Source organism: Burkholderia arboris, assembly GCF_038723655.1.
GTDB classification, from domain to species: domain Bacteria; phylum Pseudomonadota; class Gammaproteobacteria; order Burkholderiales; family Burkholderiaceae; genus Burkholderia; species Burkholderia arboris.
On record NZ_CP109823.1, the window covers coordinates 424,071 to 439,446 of the forward strand.

General features: G+C 66.4%; 14 protein-coding genes. 5 read left to right on the top strand and 9 right to left on the bottom strand.

What is annotated here, in order from left to right; genetic code table 11:
• Positions 1-186: 186 nt before the first annotated feature.
• The gene (locus OHZ10_RS34480; protein WP_155627355.1) at positions 187-912 is read right to left on the bottom strand and encodes a hypothetical protein; all 726 of its coding nucleotides are present in this window, start codon (positions 910-912) and stop codon (positions 187-189) included.
• A 448-nt stretch (positions 913-1,360) separates the two neighbouring features.
• On the opposite strand from OHZ10_RS34480, the gene OHZ10_RS34485 reads away from it, so the two are divergent.
• The 3 genes from OHZ10_RS34485 (at position 1,361) to OHZ10_RS34495 (ending at position 3,829) form a co-directional block, all read left to right on the top strand.
• On the top strand, positions 1,361-1,684 hold the full coding sequence (locus OHZ10_RS34485; protein WP_174993964.1) for a hypothetical protein: 324 nt from the start codon (positions 1,361-1,363) through the stop codon (positions 1,682-1,684).
• Positions 1,681-3,270, top strand: coding sequence for a hypothetical protein (locus tag OHZ10_RS34490; RefSeq protein ID WP_342706416.1), 1,590 nt, complete (start codon positions 1,681-1,683; stop codon positions 3,268-3,270). The genes OHZ10_RS34485 and OHZ10_RS34490 overlap by 4 nt, the downstream gene beginning before the upstream one ends.
• Before the next feature lie 238 nt (positions 3,271-3,508).
• Positions 3,509-3,829 carry a hypothetical protein gene (locus OHZ10_RS34495; RefSeq protein WP_059241860.1) on the top strand — a complete coding sequence of 107 codons (321 nt, stop codon included), beginning with the start codon at positions 3,509-3,511 and terminating at the stop codon, positions 3,827-3,829.
• 52 nt (positions 3,830-3,881) lie between these two features.
• Here the strand turns inward: OHZ10_RS34495 and OHZ10_RS34500 are convergent, their stop codons facing one another.
• Positions 3,882-4,871: an ABC transporter substrate-binding protein gene (locus tag OHZ10_RS34500; protein ID WP_059241862.1), complete on the bottom strand. Its 990-nt coding sequence runs from the start codon at positions 4,869-4,871 to the stop codon at positions 3,882-3,884.
• Between the two features lie 47 nt (positions 4,872-4,918).
• Positions 4,919-5,263 (bottom strand): DUF3088 domain-containing protein, encoded by a 345-nt coding sequence (locus OHZ10_RS34505; protein ID WP_059241864.1) that lies wholly within the window; start codon positions 5,261-5,263, stop codon positions 4,919-4,921.
• A 487-nt stretch (positions 5,264-5,750) separates the two neighbouring features.
• On the opposite strand from OHZ10_RS34505, the gene OHZ10_RS34510 reads away from it, so the two are divergent.
• Together OHZ10_RS34510 and OHZ10_RS34515 are read left to right on the top strand one after the other, a co-directional pair.
• Complete coding sequence (locus OHZ10_RS34510; protein ID WP_059241867.1) at positions 5,751-6,935, top strand: porin; 1,185 nt, start codon at positions 5,751-5,753, stop codon at positions 6,933-6,935.
• Between the two features lie 278 nt (positions 6,936-7,213).
• Positions 7,214-8,401 (top strand): LLM class flavin-dependent oxidoreductase, encoded by a 1,188-nt coding sequence (locus tag OHZ10_RS34515; RefSeq protein WP_059241868.1) that lies wholly within the window; start codon positions 7,214-7,216, stop codon positions 8,399-8,401.
• Positions 8,402-8,462: 61 nt separating this feature from the next.
• Here the strand turns inward: OHZ10_RS34515 and OHZ10_RS34520 are convergent, their stop codons facing one another.
• The 6 genes from OHZ10_RS34520 to OHZ10_RS34545 all read right to left on the bottom strand — a co-directional run bounded on the left by OHZ10_RS34520 (position 8,463) and on the right by OHZ10_RS34545 (position 15,172).
• The gene (locus OHZ10_RS34520; protein WP_059241869.1) at positions 8,463-9,680 is read right to left on the bottom strand and encodes an acyl-CoA dehydrogenase family protein; all 1,218 of its coding nucleotides are present in this window, start codon (positions 9,678-9,680) and stop codon (positions 8,463-8,465) included.
• A gap of 148 nt (positions 9,681-9,828) precedes the next feature.
• Positions 9,829-10,716, bottom strand: a complete 888-nt coding sequence (locus OHZ10_RS34525) for an ABC transporter permease (protein ID WP_342706417.1) — start codon at positions 10,714-10,716, stop codon at positions 9,829-9,831.
• Positions 10,713-11,702 (bottom strand): ABC transporter ATP-binding protein, encoded by a 990-nt coding sequence (locus tag OHZ10_RS34530; RefSeq protein ID WP_342706418.1) that lies wholly within the window; start codon positions 11,700-11,702, stop codon positions 10,713-10,715. The genes OHZ10_RS34525 and OHZ10_RS34530 overlap by 4 nt, the downstream gene beginning before the upstream one ends.
• 67 nt (positions 11,703-11,769) lie before the next feature.
• Positions 11,770-12,801 carry an ABC transporter substrate-binding protein gene (locus tag OHZ10_RS34535; protein ID WP_342706419.1) on the bottom strand — a complete coding sequence of 344 codons (1,032 nt, stop codon included), beginning with the start codon at positions 12,799-12,801 and terminating at the stop codon, positions 11,770-11,772.
• A gap of 46 nt (positions 12,802-12,847) precedes the next feature.
• Positions 12,848-13,777, bottom strand: a complete 930-nt coding sequence (locus tag OHZ10_RS34540; protein WP_059241874.1) for a TauD/TfdA dioxygenase family protein — start codon at positions 13,775-13,777, stop codon at positions 12,848-12,850.
• A 153-nt stretch (positions 13,778-13,930) separates the two neighbouring features.
• Complete coding sequence (locus OHZ10_RS34545) at positions 13,931-15,172, bottom strand: hypothetical protein (RefSeq protein ID WP_342706420.1); 1,242 nt, start codon at positions 15,170-15,172, stop codon at positions 13,931-13,933.
• Between the last annotated feature and the right edge of the window lie 204 nt (positions 15,173-15,376).

Below are 15,376 nucleotides of genomic sequence, written 5' to 3' on the forward strand. Positions count from 1 at the left end.
TTATGGGCGATGCCGATCGCCGGGAAGCAATTGCATGCGCCCTCTTCATGCGATCGCGACAGAAATCGATCGGGGCATCGGCAACACCACGTCCATTTCAGAAAGACCCCAGTGGATCTGCCTGCGGTGGCGCACCTGTGCGGCACCCACCGCAGTCGTACCGGGTGGCCCCGGTACGACTGCGCGTTACTGCGGTGCAGCCGGAACCGGCTGCGCCGTGTTCGTCTGGCTCGCAATCTGCGGCAGGGCCAGGGACGCTGCGCCGAATTCGTTCACGCACGCGTCGGCATAGCTGCGCAGTTTCTCCTTCACCCACGCGCCGCCATTGCCCGTGAGCGTGTCGTAATCCGGCAGATCGGCCGAATACTCCGGTACCCGGCTGCACACGCCTTCCGCAAGCACGGTTTTGGAACGCGCGTCGATGAGACGGATCTTCGCGGAATAAACCAGCCGATAGGTGCCCCAGTGGTTGGGGAAATACGTGTACATCCAGTTGATCGTTCGGCTGTCCATGATCAGGTCGTTGCCCGGGTATTGCGCGACGAGCACATCGAGCGCATCCGTGGCCAGCGGTTTGGCGTCGCCTGCCGGCTTGACGACAACCCCGTATTTTTCAGCGAGCGCTTTTGCAAGGCCGTTGCCGATCGCGACCGCCGGGTCGGCAATCCGGTTGTCCCGAACGAAGCTGTTGCCGGTGCTGATCATGACGGCCCCGCCGATCAGGCCGAACATGGCCTTGCCCGGTGTCATCGCGCTGAAGCTGGGTGTTTCATAGGTGCTGACGACAATCGTCTTGCCACCCAACGCTGCCGTGCCGTCTTGCGAAATGGCCTTGGGCTGTACCGAAACGCACCCTGTCAGAAACGTTGAAACGGCAATGGAAGCCAGGCACGACACGCAACGCACATTCATCTCGTTTTTCCAGATTATTAATATTCGTTTTCATCAAAACGAGGCACTCGATAATGCTCGTTTGTTATTTTTCAACAAATAGCCGACCCGCCGTATCGGCCACATTTACACGAATTCCCGCATGTAACCATTTGTAACGCAGCTGAAAAACACAGTCAAGCATGAAGCAATGCATTCGCGAATGCACGGCCTGCCTGAACCATTCCGCACTCATGCCGCGAGTGCCACGCGCATCCCGAAGCCTGCTCCGCCTCGCGCTGACAGCGCGTGCGCCAGCTCACTTATGCATGTCGATCGTTTACCGGAAAAGAGATTTGACGTTTAGTTTTCCGCACCGGGAAAACCCGGATCTTCGTTAAGGTTTTCTATACGTGGCGCGAAGAAAAACTCGTTAGCGACGCGCTTTTTTTCTTCTTACCCTTCGTCCGTGTGTCGAACTCATTGACGCATGTCATTCATTTTCTTGACCGGTCAAAGCCAGACTTTACTCAACATCAATTGGCAATCAACGAGGCGGGAGGTCATTTTGAAACGAACATTGATAATGTTTGCGCTGGTCGCTTTGAGCACGACTGCCTTTGCTCAGTACCAGGGCGCGTACTACCAATGGCGGGACGGAAGCGACGTGAAGTGTTCGGCCAATGCGCCGAATGCCGCATGGAAATTGATCAGTGGTCCGTACTTTGACGGCGAATGCAGTCAACCGCTGCCGAAGCGCTCCGATCTGCCCGCCCCGCCGGCGACACCCGCGAGTGGAGGGACGGCAAAGTGAAGCGCACCCGACTCGCAACGCTGCTTTGGACGACCGTGCTGGGGCTCGCCGGTTGCGGCGGCGACACCCAATCCGACACGGCTGCGTCGCCCCCCGTGGCCGGCCAGACCGCCTCCCCGTCCGCGCCGACGACCGGCCCCGCCGATCCTGCGCCTTCCCTGATCCCGCCGAACGGCGCCACCAACCCGCCTCCGGCAGCCCAGTACGCAGGCTGCATGAACGCAGGCGTCACGCCATCGGTTGACGAGCAGCGGCTCGTCAACGTGCTGCCGGGGGTCACCACGCCGTTCGCCGACCAGTTGCTCGCCGCTGCCGGCTTCGACCAGTTCGGGCCGAACTTCGTCAGGCAGCTCTGCACCGACGGTGCGATCCAATCGTTTGCCGACGCGGTCCGCACGGTCAAGATTTCCGGGCAGGCACTGTGGCAGGCAACGGTCGACCGCGTACAGGGCCGGCAGGTGGCCGGCACACTGCCGCAAAGCGACGACCGGATGCTTTACTGGGCGCGCCTGAAGATGACGCTGGCGCTGCGCCAATGGGTGCCGCAGGCATCGCTGACGACCGAGCAACGGGCGCAGCTGCAATGGGTACTCGAACGTGCGTCGCGCGGACAATATGCGATGAGCTTCCCGTCGGGCGCCGGCATCAAGCGGATCATCGTCAGCGGGTTCGATCCGTTCACGCTGGGCACGCCGGGCGCGAACCATCCGTCCACCAACATCCGGACGGGCAATCCGTCAGGCGCTGTCGCGCTCGCACTCAACAATCGGCAGATCCGGCTGGCCGACGGGTCGACCGCCGTGATCCAGACCTACCTGCTGCCGGTCGACTACGATCCGTTCCGCAAGGGCATGCAGGAACATACGCTCGCCCCTTTCTTCACGGGCGCCGAACGGGTGAATGCGTCGATCACGATGAGCCAGGGCGGAGAGGGAGAATTCTGGATCGAGAACTGGCACGGCCGTTATCACGCGGCCGCGTACCCCGACAATCTCGGCACGACGATCGGCAACCCGCGGGCGGCCCCGCTGTTGCCCGGCATGCAGGACGCGGACATCTATCCGCCGGATGACGTTCTGGGCTTCGATCCGCAACCGTGGCAAGCCTATCTGCCCAAGCAGTTCACGACGACCACGCTACCGTTCGATGCGATGATTGCGGCGAATTCCGGCGCGGCAATCACCCTGCCGGGTGCGTCGCAACCTGGCGGATACGCGGTGATCTGGCATACGGACCATTCCGAATTCACCGACTGCGGCAATGCCGCGAGCGTCGTGAGCTTCACCGGTTCGGATACGTATCCGCCGACCACGGCGCCGACCGCGCCCGCGGTACTTTCATGCGCGCAGAACGGCGGCGGCGGAAACTACCTGTCGAACGAAAGCGGCTACCGGAACACCTTGCTGCGCGACACGCTCGCACCCGACGGAAAGATCTTCGCAGGCCATCTTCATACGCCCGTGATGACGCACTTCTCGAATGGCGATGACGCGAAGCTGACCGATCCGATGTTCGAATCGTATCGAAACACCATCGTCCAGCAGTCGAGCAACCTCGTCATGGCCATGGCGAAGGCCATCCCGTAGACGCGCCGACGCCACGACGCCCGCTTGCCGGCGCGTACAGACCCCGGCCGTCACGCCACCGGCCGGGGTGTTTGTCAAATTACTTGAAGGAGCGACAACCGGCCGACGCTTTGCCTTACCATCCGCCCGTCAACCCAATGTTGAACACGGCTGGCCACGACCGTCCGACGCGGTCGCGGCGCTTATTTTCAGGGGCCCGAGCCGGGCACCGGTTTGCTTCGAACGGTACGACCCGATCATGTTCCAGACACCCGGAGATTCCTTCGTCAACGGCTCGTTGCTGGGCCTGTGCGTCGAGGTGCCGCTTGCCGCACTGGTTTCGCTGGCCATGCACGGCGTCGACTGGAACGGCCAGCGCATCGCGCTGCTCGTCGCCACGCCGGTGCTGATCGCATGCATTGCGCTGCTGACCCGCCCGGTGGCGTTCAGCACGGTGTGGAAACACAAGCGCTCCCCGTTCGTGCTCGACGACAATGTTCGCGCCTCGATTTACGGCCGGCTCTGCGGGATCGCGCTCGGGGTCGTATTCGGCATCATGGTCGCGACGACCTTCGCCTGATCCCGGCAGGTCCGGCTTCGAATCCGGCACGCGGCGTCCCGCGCCGATCGCGTCACCCCGTCGCCACCACCGCATTGAACGACGTATCCCACAACGGCGCGACCCGGGCCGGGCCGTCCAGCACGCCGATGCGGGCAAACACGTCCGCGACCTGCTGGTGCTGCGCCACCACGTCGGGCGTCACCGGCAGCAGCGCGTAGTCTTCGCTGCGCTGATCGAACATCGCGACGAGATCGGCAGCCGGCACGCGCGTCTCGCGGTTCTGCGCGAGCGCATAGTCGCGGAAATGCCCGTTCGCCCACGCATACGCATGCCGGAACCGCAGCAACAGATCGCCCGTGGCCGCGCGGCGGCGCGCATCGTCGAGCGTGCGGGGATTCGCGTACACCGGAAAATTCCCCGACAGATAGCCCTTCCCCGTCTTCAGCACGCGAGCGCCGTAGCGGTTGCGCGCGAGCTGGCCGTTGTAACCGTAGATCGCCCACGCGTCGATGTCGCCGCGGTCGTACGCGGACAAGCCGTCGGTCGGCGACAGGTTGACCGGCTGGATGTCGTCGAAGCTCAGCCCGGCCTCCGCAAGCTGGCGATACAGGAAATAGTGCGACGTCGTCGCGCGCACGTAGCCGACGCGCTTGCCCTTCAGGTCCGCGATGCTGCGAATCGGCGTGTCCTTGCGGGCAAGCGTAACCTGGTTGTTGAGGTCTTCGCGCACCCGCGAAATGAACCGCACGCTGGCTTTCTGGCGCGCGGCGAACACGGCCGGAATTTCGCTGCCCGAACCGATATCGAGCGCGTCCGCATTCAGTGCCTCGATATGCAGCACGCCGTTGTTCAGCTCGCGCCAGTCGATCCGGTATGGCGTGTCGCCGAGCCCGGCCGCCTGCAGCAGCGCGCGCCAGCCGCCCTTGTAGGTCGCGACGCGCAATGTCGTATCGGCGAGATCGGCGGACGCGGCCTGCGCGGCGAACGCGGCAACCGGGCTCGCCGCGACCGCGGCGCCGGCAAGCAGCAAGCGGCGGCGTGCCGCCGAAATGGACGACATCGGATACTCCTGTCGATCGGATAACGGATAGGACGTGAAACGGCGCGTCAATGCAGCGCCGGAAACCCGTGGCGCTCGGCCAGCAGTTCGAGGATACGGCGCGCGTCGGTAACGAAGCGCACGTCGCCGAGCGTCTGCGCGTCGTCCGGCGCGGGCTGGTCGCGGCCGAGCACGAGAACCGGCAGGCCCTGGTGCGCGTCGTCGAGCACCTCGATCACGGCCGGTCGCGGCCGCTCGAAGCCCACGCGCTTCACGTCGAGGCGGCCGGCGCGCTCGGGTTCACTCGCCAGCAGCCCTTCGATCGACAGCCCGTGCGGGCAGACGAAGCGCTGCCCCGGATGCTTCGGATCGGCAAAGCCCGGCTCCAGCAGAAACAGTACATCGCGACTCATGTCGAACGGCTCCCGTGTTGATTGTTCAGCCGGGACGCACACGCGCTTGCGCACGTTCGCGTTCCCGGTGCATGCCGGCCTGCGACCGGATGCCCGACTCTACCGTTACGCCTGGCACGGCCCTACCAACGTTTTGCGGAATCGATATGCTTGCGCGCGTAGCGCATCGGCCGGTCGCCGCCTAGCGGGTCGTTGCGTAAACGCATCGCAACGCGAACGACCGCTATTGCGGACATCGAACGATTTCATCGATCGATATGACGGCGCACGCGCATTTCCGGCGGGCGACGTTCGCGGTCCGCGCGATGCGTTCGCCGCAGCATGCGTGCCGGACGCGATCGCGGCACACCTGGCGGGCGGGCGGCAACGCACATTACAAATCGGCGGCGCAGCGATTTACAAACCACGGATCGGCCGTTCGTCGGCGCGCCCGTCGTCAATAGCATCGTGATCCTCACAGAGGTACCCATAAAAACAGAGGATAGTCATGATCAAAAAATCGGTAGTCCTGGGTTTGGTTTCGATCGGTTCGGTCAGTGCGCACGCGCAGAGTTCGGTCACGTTGTACGGCGTCGTCGACGCCGGCATCGCCTATACGAACAACCAGGGCGGCGCGAGCAACATCCAGCAGACGAGCGGCAAGCTGAGCGGCAGCCGCTGGGGCCTGAAAGGCACGGAAGATCTCGGCGGGGGCCTGCAGGCGGTCTTCACGCTGGAAAGCGGCTTCCGGCCGAGCGACGGCGGGCTCGGCCAGGGCGGCCGCCTGTTCGGCCGGTCCGCGTACGTGGGCCTCGGCAAGAAAGGGCTCGGCACGCTGACCTTCGGCCGCCAGTACGAGCCGATCACCGATCTCGTCGCGCAGTACTCGGGAGCGGGCTTCTGGTCGCCGGCCACGCACGTGGGCGACAACGACAACCTGAACCAGAGCTTCCGGCTGAACAACGCGGTGAAGTTCCGCAGCGACACGATCGCCGGCTTCACGGCCGACTTGCTCTACGCGTTCAGCAACCAGGCCAGCGGCGGTGCGGGCACCGGGTTCTCGAACAACAACGCGTGGGGCGCATCCGCGAATTACGTGAACGGCCCGCTGTCGATCGGCGGCGGCTACGTGCGCTTCAATCATCCGAACTCGACGTCGAACACGAGCGGTGCGGTGGGCGGCGCAACCTCGACCACCGGCAACGACTACAGCGGCGCGTTCTTCTACGGGCTGAACGGCGGCGTGCTCAAGCAGCAGATCGGCGCGCTGGGCGCGAACTACGCGCTCGGCCGCACGACGCTCGGCTTCGCGTGGAGCCACACGCAGCTCGACTATCTCGACGGCTCGTCGCGCAAGTTCAACAACTACGACGTCAACGCGCGCTACCAGATCACGCCGTCGGCCACGCTGATCGGTGTCTACACGTTCACCGACGGGCGCGCGAGCGGCCTGCCGGGCACCAGCGGCCAGACGCTGAAACCGCGCTGGCACCAGTTCACGCTCGGGTTCGACTATGCGTTGTCGAAGCGCACCGATATCTACGTGTCGGGCATCTACCAGCTTGCGGCCGGCGATGCGAGCACGGCAACGCCGGGCGGCTATCGCAAGATCGCGGCGATCTCGAACATCGGCAGCGCGTCGTCGACGAACCGCCAGCTCGCGTTCGTCAGCGGGCTGCGCGTGAAGTTCTGACGGCACGCGCATCGGGCGCGGCGCGATAAGCAAAGCGGGAATCGTTGTTTGCCGCGCCACGCCGGGTTGCCGAGAATGGGTGTTTCCCTGCGCGCGGCCCCGAGTGCAATACGCGTTCGATATGCGTTCGATATGCGTTCGATCATGACCGGCGTCCGTTCCCGTCCGCCACAGAGGCGCGGGGGTGGACGGGAAGCCTTCGCCGATGTCGAACAACCGCGCGGGCGTCCCGATCGTCGTCATCGCCCGGCGCGCGCATACCTCGCAAGGACCCCGTCATGAGCGATACCTCCGTCGCCGCCTCGATCGCGCCGTCGCCTTTCGTCGATGTCCGCTCGCCGGCGGATTTCCCCGACAGCCCCGTCTCGCGTGTCCTCGCGCAACCGCTGATGCTCGGGTTGTTCCTGCCGATCCAGGCCGGCGGATGGAGCGCGTCGACGCTGCCGCGCTCGACCGACTGGACGTTCGACTACAACGCCGACCTGGTCGCGCGCGCCGAAGCGCTCGGCTTCGATCTCGTGTTCGCGCTGTCGCAGTGGCTCCCGAAAGGCGGCTACGGTGGCGTGTTCGACGGACAGGCACTCGACTCGTTCATGACGCTGGCCGCGCTGACCGCGCGCACCGAGCGGATCATCCTCGTCGCGACGAGCCACGTGCTCTACGGTCCGTGGCATCCGCTGCATTTCGCGAAATTCACCGCGACGCTCGACCACATCTCGCGCGGACGCTGGGGCATCAACGTCGTGACCGGCCACCGCGCGATCGAGCACGAGATGTTCGGCTGGAACCGGATCGAGCACGACCGGCGCTACGAGATGGCCGCCGAATTCCTCGATGCGGTCCAGCAGTTGTGGGCACAACCGGACAATTTCAGCTACACGCCCGAACTGTCGAGCTGGCAGCTGGGCGGTGCATTCGTGACGCCGAAGCCGCACTACGGCCGCCCGCTGCTGATCAACGCGACCGGCTCTGAGGCGGGCATCGCATTCGCGGCACGTTATTCGGACATCGTGTTCGTCACGAGCCCGGCCGGCCCCGATGCGCAACGCGCGATCGACGCGCTACCCGCGCATACCGCACGCGTGAAGGCGGCCGCCGCCGCGCGAGGCCGCACGATCCGCACGCTGCTCAATCCGCTCGTCATCTGCCGCGAAACGGCGGCCGAAGCGCGCGCATACCGCGACGCGATCGTCGCGCATGCCGACGAAGGCAGCTTCCACCGCTTCGACAGCGACGCGCATGCGTGGCGTGGCGGTTTCGAGCAGCGCGCGCAGGCCGCCGCGCGCGCGATCGGCGGCAATATCTCGATCACCGGCTCGCCCGACGAAGTCGCCGATACGATCGTGCGGCTGCACCGCGCGGGCATCGACGGCATCCAGCTGAGCTTCTACGACTTCAAGCCGGATCTCGACTTCTTCGGCGCGCGCGTGTTGCCGCTGCTGCGCGAAGCCGGCCTGAGACGCTGAGGCCGGCGCAGAAGCCCGGCGCATCGCACGGCACGGGCCGCCGCCGCAGCGGCGACCGCCGTCAGAACACGCGCCCTTCGGTCAGGTGCGTCGTCACGCCGTTCAGTTCGTAATCGCCGACTACGCGTGCCTTGTGCAGCAGCGGGTTGTGGCTGAAGATCGTGCGCAGGTTGCGCCAGTGGCGGTCGAGGTTGTGCTCGCGCGCCGTTGCCGACGCGCCGCCCACTTCGAACAGCCGTTCGGCCGCATGCAGCGCAAGCTTGCTGACGATCAGTTGCGTGCGCGCGGTCGCGAGCGCACTGTCGAGCACGAGCGCATGCGCGCCGGCGTCGCCCGCTTCGATCGCATCGGCGGAGCGGTCGAGCGCGCGCGCGTTTTCGCGCACCAATGCGTCGATCGCGTGACTGTGCGCGGACAGCTCGCCGACGATCTGCTGGATGAAATGATCGTCGCGCGCGGTCGGCGCCGGGCTGTGCAGCGCCGGGCGGCCGTGCGCGAGCACGTAGCGGCGCGCATCGGCCAGCACGTTGCGCACGATGCCCGCGCCCGTCGCGACGAGATGAAGCTGCCGCAGTGCGCCGCAATGACGTCCGACGAGCGTCGACCCGTCGCGCGCGGCGACTTCGTCCGCGAAGACCTGCACGTCTTCCAGCAGCAGGCTGCCGCTCGCGGTCATGCGCTGGCCCATCCCGTCCCAGTCGTCGAGTACCTGCAGGCCATCGCGCGCAACGGGAACGATCACGGCCAGCGCGTCGCCCTGCTCGTTCTCCACGTTGATGCGTGCGAAATCGGCAAACGCGGTGCCCGTCGAATAGTATTTCCGGCCCGTCACGCGGTGGTGATCGCCGTCCCGGCGCAGCACGGTCGTGTTCTCGCCCGGTCGCGACGTTCCGCGCTCGGTCGACGCGCCGCCGAAGATCGCGCCGGCCAGCACGCGCTCGAGCTGCACGTCGTTAAACGGCGTGCGCGGCGACAGCCGCAGCGTCTCGGTCTGGTCGTAATGGATGCGCAGCGCGTGTGCGAGATTCGAATCGGCGGCAGCCAGCGTCGCAATCGTGTCGAACAGGTCGACCAGCGTCCCGCCCAGGCCGCCGCGCGCCACCGGAATCCGCAGCGCACCCAGCGCCGAGCGGCGGAAAATCGCGAAGCCGTCGAACGGCAGTTCGCGACGCGCCTCGCGTTGTGCGGCATCCTGCCCGATCGCGTTCGCGAGATCGGGCAGTGCGGCCAGCGCGTCGCGCAATGCGTCGCGCGGATCGACGGCATCACGAGCAGTCATTCGGCAGGTCCTCGTTCGGGAAGATCGGGCACGTCGCGGCATCGCGCGATCGCGGTTTCCGCAAAGTATAGGGACGCACCCGGCGCGCGCGAAAAGCCGATTTCAGCTTTGGTTATGCATGCGCCGGGATTGTTCGCGCAAGGTGGCGTCAGTGCTGGATGCCCCAGCGCCGCACGGTCGCGCGCTCGAGCGTGTCGAACACGAGGTTCTCGACGAGCAGCCCGATCACGATGACGGCCGCCAGGCCCGCGAACACGCGGTCCGTGTACAGCTCGTTGCGGTTCTGGAAGATGTACCAGCCGAGCCCGCCCTGCCCCGCGCTCGCGCCGAACACGAGTTCGGCGGCGATCAGCGTGCGCCACGCGAATGCCCAGCCGACGCGCAGGCCCGCCAGGATCGACGGCAGCGCAGCCGGCACGAGGATCAGCACGATCTGGCGCAGGCCCGTGAGGCCGTAGTTGCGCCCGGCCATTTTCAGCGTGGCCGGCACGCCCGCGAAGCCCGTGTACATGCTGAGCGCAAGCGGCCACAGCACCGCATGCACGAGCACGAACAGCAGGCTGCCCGTACCGAGTCCGAACCACAGCAGCGCGATCGGCAGCAACGCGATCGACGGCAGCGGATTGAACATCGACGTGAGCATCGTCAGCAAATCCCGGCCGATGCGCGTCGATACCGCGAGCGACGTCAACGCGAACGCCAGAAGCACCCCCAGCGCGTAGCCGCGCAGCAGCACCGACATCGAGATGCCGGTCTTCACGAGCAGTTCGCCCGACTCGATGCCCTGTACGAAAGCGGCCAGCGTCGCGCCGAAGGTCGGGACGAGCAGATCGTTCGCGACGATGCGCGCGACGATCTCCCATGCGGCGATCAGCACGAGCGCGATCACGCTGCGACGGAACCAGCCCGCGCCGACGACACGGCGCAGCAGCGACGCCGGCGCCGCGCGTTCGGCGTCGGGCAGCGTGTCGAGCGTACGCTCGTATTCCGCGCGAACGGGCGGCAGCGGCGGCAGCGCCGGATCGATCGGATTCATGATGCGGCGTCCTCCGTCGTCGGCTCGTTCGTTGCATCGGTATCGAACAGCAGACGATGGATCCGCGCGACGTTGTCGCGGAAGTCGCCGGTGTCGACGTTGTCGAGCGAATGCTCGTGACTGTTGAGTTCCGCGCGCACGCGGCCCGGATGCGGCGACAGCAGCAGGATGCGGTTGCCGACGACGAGCGCTTCCTCGATCGAATGCGTGACGAACAGCAGCGTGAAGCGGAACTCGTCCCACAGCCGCAGCAGTTCTTCCTGCATCTTGCGGCGCGTGAGCGCATCGAGCGCGGCGAACGGTTCGTCCATCAGCAGCACGCGCGGCTGCATCGCAAGCGCGCGCGCAATCGCGACGCGCTGCTTCATGCCGCCCGACAGCGTATGCGGATAGGCATCGGCGAACGCGCCGAGGCCAACCTTGTCGAGATAGTGCTGCGCACGCTCATGTGCTTCGGCACGCGACAGCTTCGCGGCGGCGCGCAACGGAAACGCGACGTTCTCGACGACCGTTTTCCACGGCGGCAACTGGTCGAATTCCTGGAACACCACGACGCGGTCGGGCCCCGGCCCGCGCACGGGCCGGCCGTCGAGCGCGATCGAACCCGCGACGGGCTCGATGAAACCGGCGATCGCCTTCAGCAGCGTCGACTTCCCGCACCCTGACGGGCCGAGCAGCACGAAGCGGTCGCTGCCATACACGTCGAAGCTCACCTGATGCGTCGCGCGTACGATCCGCGCGCCGCTGCGGTATTCGAGGCTGACGCGGTCGATGGCCAGCAGCCGCTCGCTGTGCGCGCCGGCCTGCGCGGCATTCGCGGCAGGCCGACCGGCAACACGTGTGTCGGGCGCGGACTGACCGGCAGGCGACGCGCCGCCGCGTGCCGCATACGGCGACAGCCAGGTTCGGAGGGAAGTGGCGTTCACGATCGAATCTCTTGCGGGGAAAGCATCAACATACGGCCGGGCGTCGTGCGGACCAACCATCGATTGCGCATATCGAAACCGTGCCGACGCATAAGCGTCGATCGCGGCGTCGAAGCATCGGGCCCGCTCAACTGCCGCCGGCCGTCGCCGGGTCGTCGAAGAAGTAGTCGCGCCACGACTTCGGTTCGTTGCGGATCGCCCCCGTGCGATGCATGAACTGCGCGAGCGGCAGCGTGTTTTGCGGCGCGGTCTTGAACTGCACCTGCGGATTGCGCAGGATCTTCAGCAGCAGCGCGCGATCGATCTTCGACGCGTTCACGCGGATATACGTATCGGCTGCGCGCTCGGGGTCGGCCGCGATCTGCCGCGCGGCGTCGGCCAGCGCCGCGACGAATGCGCGGTAGGTCTTCGGGTTGTCGTTGCGGAATTTCTCGGTCGCGTACAGCACCGTTGCGGAGCTCGGGCCGCCGAGCACGTCGTAGGAATTCAGCACGATGTGCGCGTTCGGATTGCCGGCAAGTTCCTGCTCCTGGAACGGCGGATTGCCGAAGTGGCCGGTGATCACGCTGCTGTTCGCGAGCATCGCGGCGGTCGCGTCCGGATGCGGAATCGCCTGCGTGAGCGCGTCGAGCTTGTCGAACTGCTTGTCGCCCCACCGCTTCGCGGCCGCGTACTGCAGCACGCGCGACTGCACCGACACGCCGACCGCCGGCACCGCGATGCGGTCCTTCGCGCCCAGGTCGGCGATCGTCTTCACGTTCGGGTTGCTGCTGACGAGGTAGTACGGGAAGTTGCCGAGCGACGCGACGCCCTTCACGTTCTGCCGGCCGCGCGTGCGGTCCCACACGGTCAGCAGCGGCCCGACGCCCGCGCCGGCGATATCGACCGCGCCGGACAGCAGTGCGTCATTCACGGCCGCCCCGCCCGACAGCCGCACCCAGTCGACCTTGATGTCGAGGCCGGCCTTGCGCCCTTCCTTTTCGATCAGTTGCTGGTCGCGCGCGACGTTCAGCATCAGGTAGACAACGCCGAACTGCTCGGCGATGCGGATGCGGCCCTCCGCGTGCGCGGCTTGCGGGATGACCGCGCCGGCGAACGCGAGCGCGGCGGTGAGCGTGGCCGCCAGCGCGCGACGCGCCGGCAAGAACGAAAACGACATCGGAACTCCAGTGCGGAAGGGGCGGAAGAATGACGCAGCACGCGGCTCAGAAAGGCGCGTCGCCTTCGATCGTCGTGCGGTACAGCTTGCGGCGCAGGTGGTCGGGCGTGCCGGCGGCGAGATGCATCAGCGACCGGTTGTCCCAGAACACGAGATCGTGCGCGCGCCACTGGTGCCGGTACTGGTGCTCGGCGCGTACGCTGTGCGCGAACAGTTCGGCGAGCAGCGCGCGGCTTTCGTCGTCGGGCAGCCCGACGATGCGCGTCGTGAAATGCTCGCTGACGAACAAGGCCTTGCGGCCGGTTTCCGGATGCGTGCGCACGACCGGATGGACGACCGCGGCCACCTGCGCGATCTGCTCCGGCGACAGGTTCGGCCGCCACGGGCTGCGCGCCTGCAGTTCCGCATAACGTGCGAGATACGTATGTTCGGCGCGCCGCCCTTCGATCGCGCTGCGCAGGTGGGCCGGCAGCGTGTCCCATGCGAGATGCATGTTCGCGAACAGCGTGTCGCCACCTTCCGCCGGCAATTCCTGCGCGTGCAGCAGCGAGCCGAGGCTCGGCTTTTCCTTGTACGACAGGTCGGAGTGCCAGAAATGACCGGCGTCGCCGAGCCCGACCGGCTTGCCGTTCTCGACGATGTTCGACACGATCAGCACCTCCGGGTGACCGGCCAGTGCGAACTGGTGCAGCACATGGATCTGCAGCGGGCCGAAGCGGCGGCTGAACGCGATGTGTTCGTCGGGCGTGATGCGCTGGTCGCGAAACACCAGTACGTGATGGTCGAGATGCGCGCGATGGATGCGCGCGAAACCATCGGCATCGAGCGGCTGCGCCAGGTCGAGGCCGATCACTTCGGCGCCGAGCGGCCCGTCGAACGGCACGATGTCGAAGCGTTGCGCCGCATGGCCCGGCCGCAATGCGGGCGGCAGCCCGGTAGAACGCGGTGCGGCATCGCGGATGGCGGTAGTGGTCACGGCACGGCCCCTGATTCGGTCAAAACGCGAATCTACGAGCGCGTGCCGGATCGCGTCAACGAAGCGATTCCGATACGGTTATCTGCTGCAGCGATAAAGATCGCTGCTCGCGCATACGGCCCGGCGGCGTGCAACACCCACCGCCCGAAGCCGTCAGGATTCCGTCGGCGAATCCGGCACCCGTGCGATGCCGTCCGGATAGCGCAGCGCGATCACCCCGTGCCGGTCGCGGATACCCATCGGCGGCGCGGCCTCCACGCTCGCGCGGTCGACGCCTTCGCATACGGCCAGGTTCGTGCTGGTGCGGTAGTAGACACGCCGGTCGTCGACTGCGAACGACCAATTCAGAAAGCGCAGGCTGGCTGCATCGATCCCCGGCAACGGCTTGCGGTAATTCTTCCCCCACAGCACATGACCGTCCGCATCGATCAGCATGTCGTGAAAGACGCCGCGCGCCGTTTCCACGTCGACGCGCCCCGGCCTGGTCACGATCTTGCCGTCGTAAAGAATCTGCGTGCCGAGCCGCGCATACCGGTAGCCGAGGCCGACCACACCGGCCGGATCGTCGATGCCGCGCTTGCGCACGCCGGCGCAGAACAGGTGCTTGGCATCCCGCGCATACGCGCCGCCGATATGCGTGAGGCTGGCCGCGTCGGCCTTGACCACGACCAGATGGCACTGCCCGTGATCGGGATCGTGGATGCCGCGATCGACGTAGTAAGCCTGCCGTGCGTCGCGATACCAGTCGCCGCCGAGCGATTCCAGCGTGGCCGCATCCCCGTCGGCGATGAGCCCTTCGCCTGCGTCGTCGTAGCGGGACGCGGCACCGGACGCGTAATGGCGCAATCCCGATGCATCGACCGCAAAGCTGTCGACCAGATGCCGGAAGCTGCCGAGATCGAAATGGTTGAGCGCGTGATAGCGATGCCCGCTGCCGACGCGCGCCCAGACGCGTTCGCCATCGGTATGGAACGGCCCGCCGAGCGGCGCGAGCGGCTCGGTTCGCGTGTCGCGCCGCTGCCGTGCTTCGGCCTCCTGCCGGCGCTGCGCCTCCTCGGCGTCGTAGATGGCCTGCTGCGCCGGCGTGATCGCCGCCGCGTCCAGATGTTGCTGCATGTGCTGCGTATGCAGCGACTGCACGGTCGCGAGGCAGAACACCGAGTTCGGGACCCCGCGCAGATACAGCGCCCAGTCGTCGGCATCGTTCCGGAAAAACCAGTGCACCGACTCGCCGTCCCATCCGGCCGGGCCCGTGCGGGCCAGCAACGCGGCCTTGACGTCCCGGACCTTGCCGGGCACGACGAACGAAAGGCTGTAGTCGCTCTTGCCGAAGTCGTCGAGGCTCTCATCCTCGAACAGGCTTCGCATCAGGTTTTCGAGTTCTTGTAATGTCATCGGTGCGTGTCGATCAGGTGACGTGCAGCAGAAAGGACCAGGTTGCCGCGATCATTCTAACCATGTCGACGCGAGCGGCCGCCGCCGCACGACGCGTAATGTGGGCGCGAAACGCACTTGCCGGGCGACGTCGTTCGTGCCGGCCCGGCGTTCGACCGGCGTCCCCGGGCGGGCGATACCGGTGTGTTCTGAATCGGATCGATG

Bases quoted from the DNA above. Each gene is read 5' to 3' on its own strand.
- OHZ10_RS34480 (WP_155627355.1), bottom strand. From the start codon at position 912: ATGAATGTGCGTTGCGTGTCGTGCCTGGCTTCCATTGCCGTTTCAACG.
- OHZ10_RS34485 (WP_174993964.1), top strand. From the start codon at position 1,361: ATGTCATTCATTTTCTTGACCGGTCAAAGCCAGACTTTACTCAACATC.
- OHZ10_RS34495 (WP_059241860.1), top strand. From the start codon at position 3,509: ATGTTCCAGACACCCGGAGATTCCTTCGTCAACGGCTCGTTGCTGGGC.
- OHZ10_RS34500 (WP_059241862.1), bottom strand. From the start codon at position 4,871: ATGTCGTCCATTTCGGCGGCACGCCGCCGCTTGCTGCTTGCCGGCGCC.
- OHZ10_RS34505 (WP_059241864.1), bottom strand. From the start codon at position 5,263: ATGAGTCGCGATGTACTGTTTCTGCTGGAGCCGGGCTTTGCCGATCCG.
- OHZ10_RS34510 (WP_059241867.1), top strand. From the start codon at position 5,751: ATGATCAAAAAATCGGTAGTCCTGGGTTTGGTTTCGATCGGTTCGGTC.
- OHZ10_RS34515 (WP_059241868.1), top strand. From the start codon at position 7,214: ATGAGCGATACCTCCGTCGCCGCCTCGATCGCGCCGTCGCCTTTCGTC.
- OHZ10_RS34520 (WP_059241869.1), bottom strand. From the start codon at position 9,680: ATGACTGCTCGTGATGCCGTCGATCCGCGCGACGCATTGCGCGACGCG.
- OHZ10_RS34525 (WP_342706417.1), bottom strand. From the start codon at position 10,716: ATGAATCCGATCGATCCGGCGCTGCCGCCGCTGCCGCCCGTTCGCGCG.
- OHZ10_RS34530 (WP_342706418.1), bottom strand. From the start codon at position 11,702: ATGGTTGGTCCGCACGACGCCCGGCCGTATGTTGATGCTTTCCCCGCA.
- OHZ10_RS34535 (WP_342706419.1), bottom strand. From the start codon at position 12,801: ATGTCGTTTTCGTTCTTGCCGGCGCGTCGCGCGCTGGCGGCCACGCTC.
- OHZ10_RS34545 (WP_342706420.1), bottom strand. From the start codon at position 15,172: ATGACATTACAAGAACTCGAAAACCTGATGCGAAGCCTGTTCGAGGAT.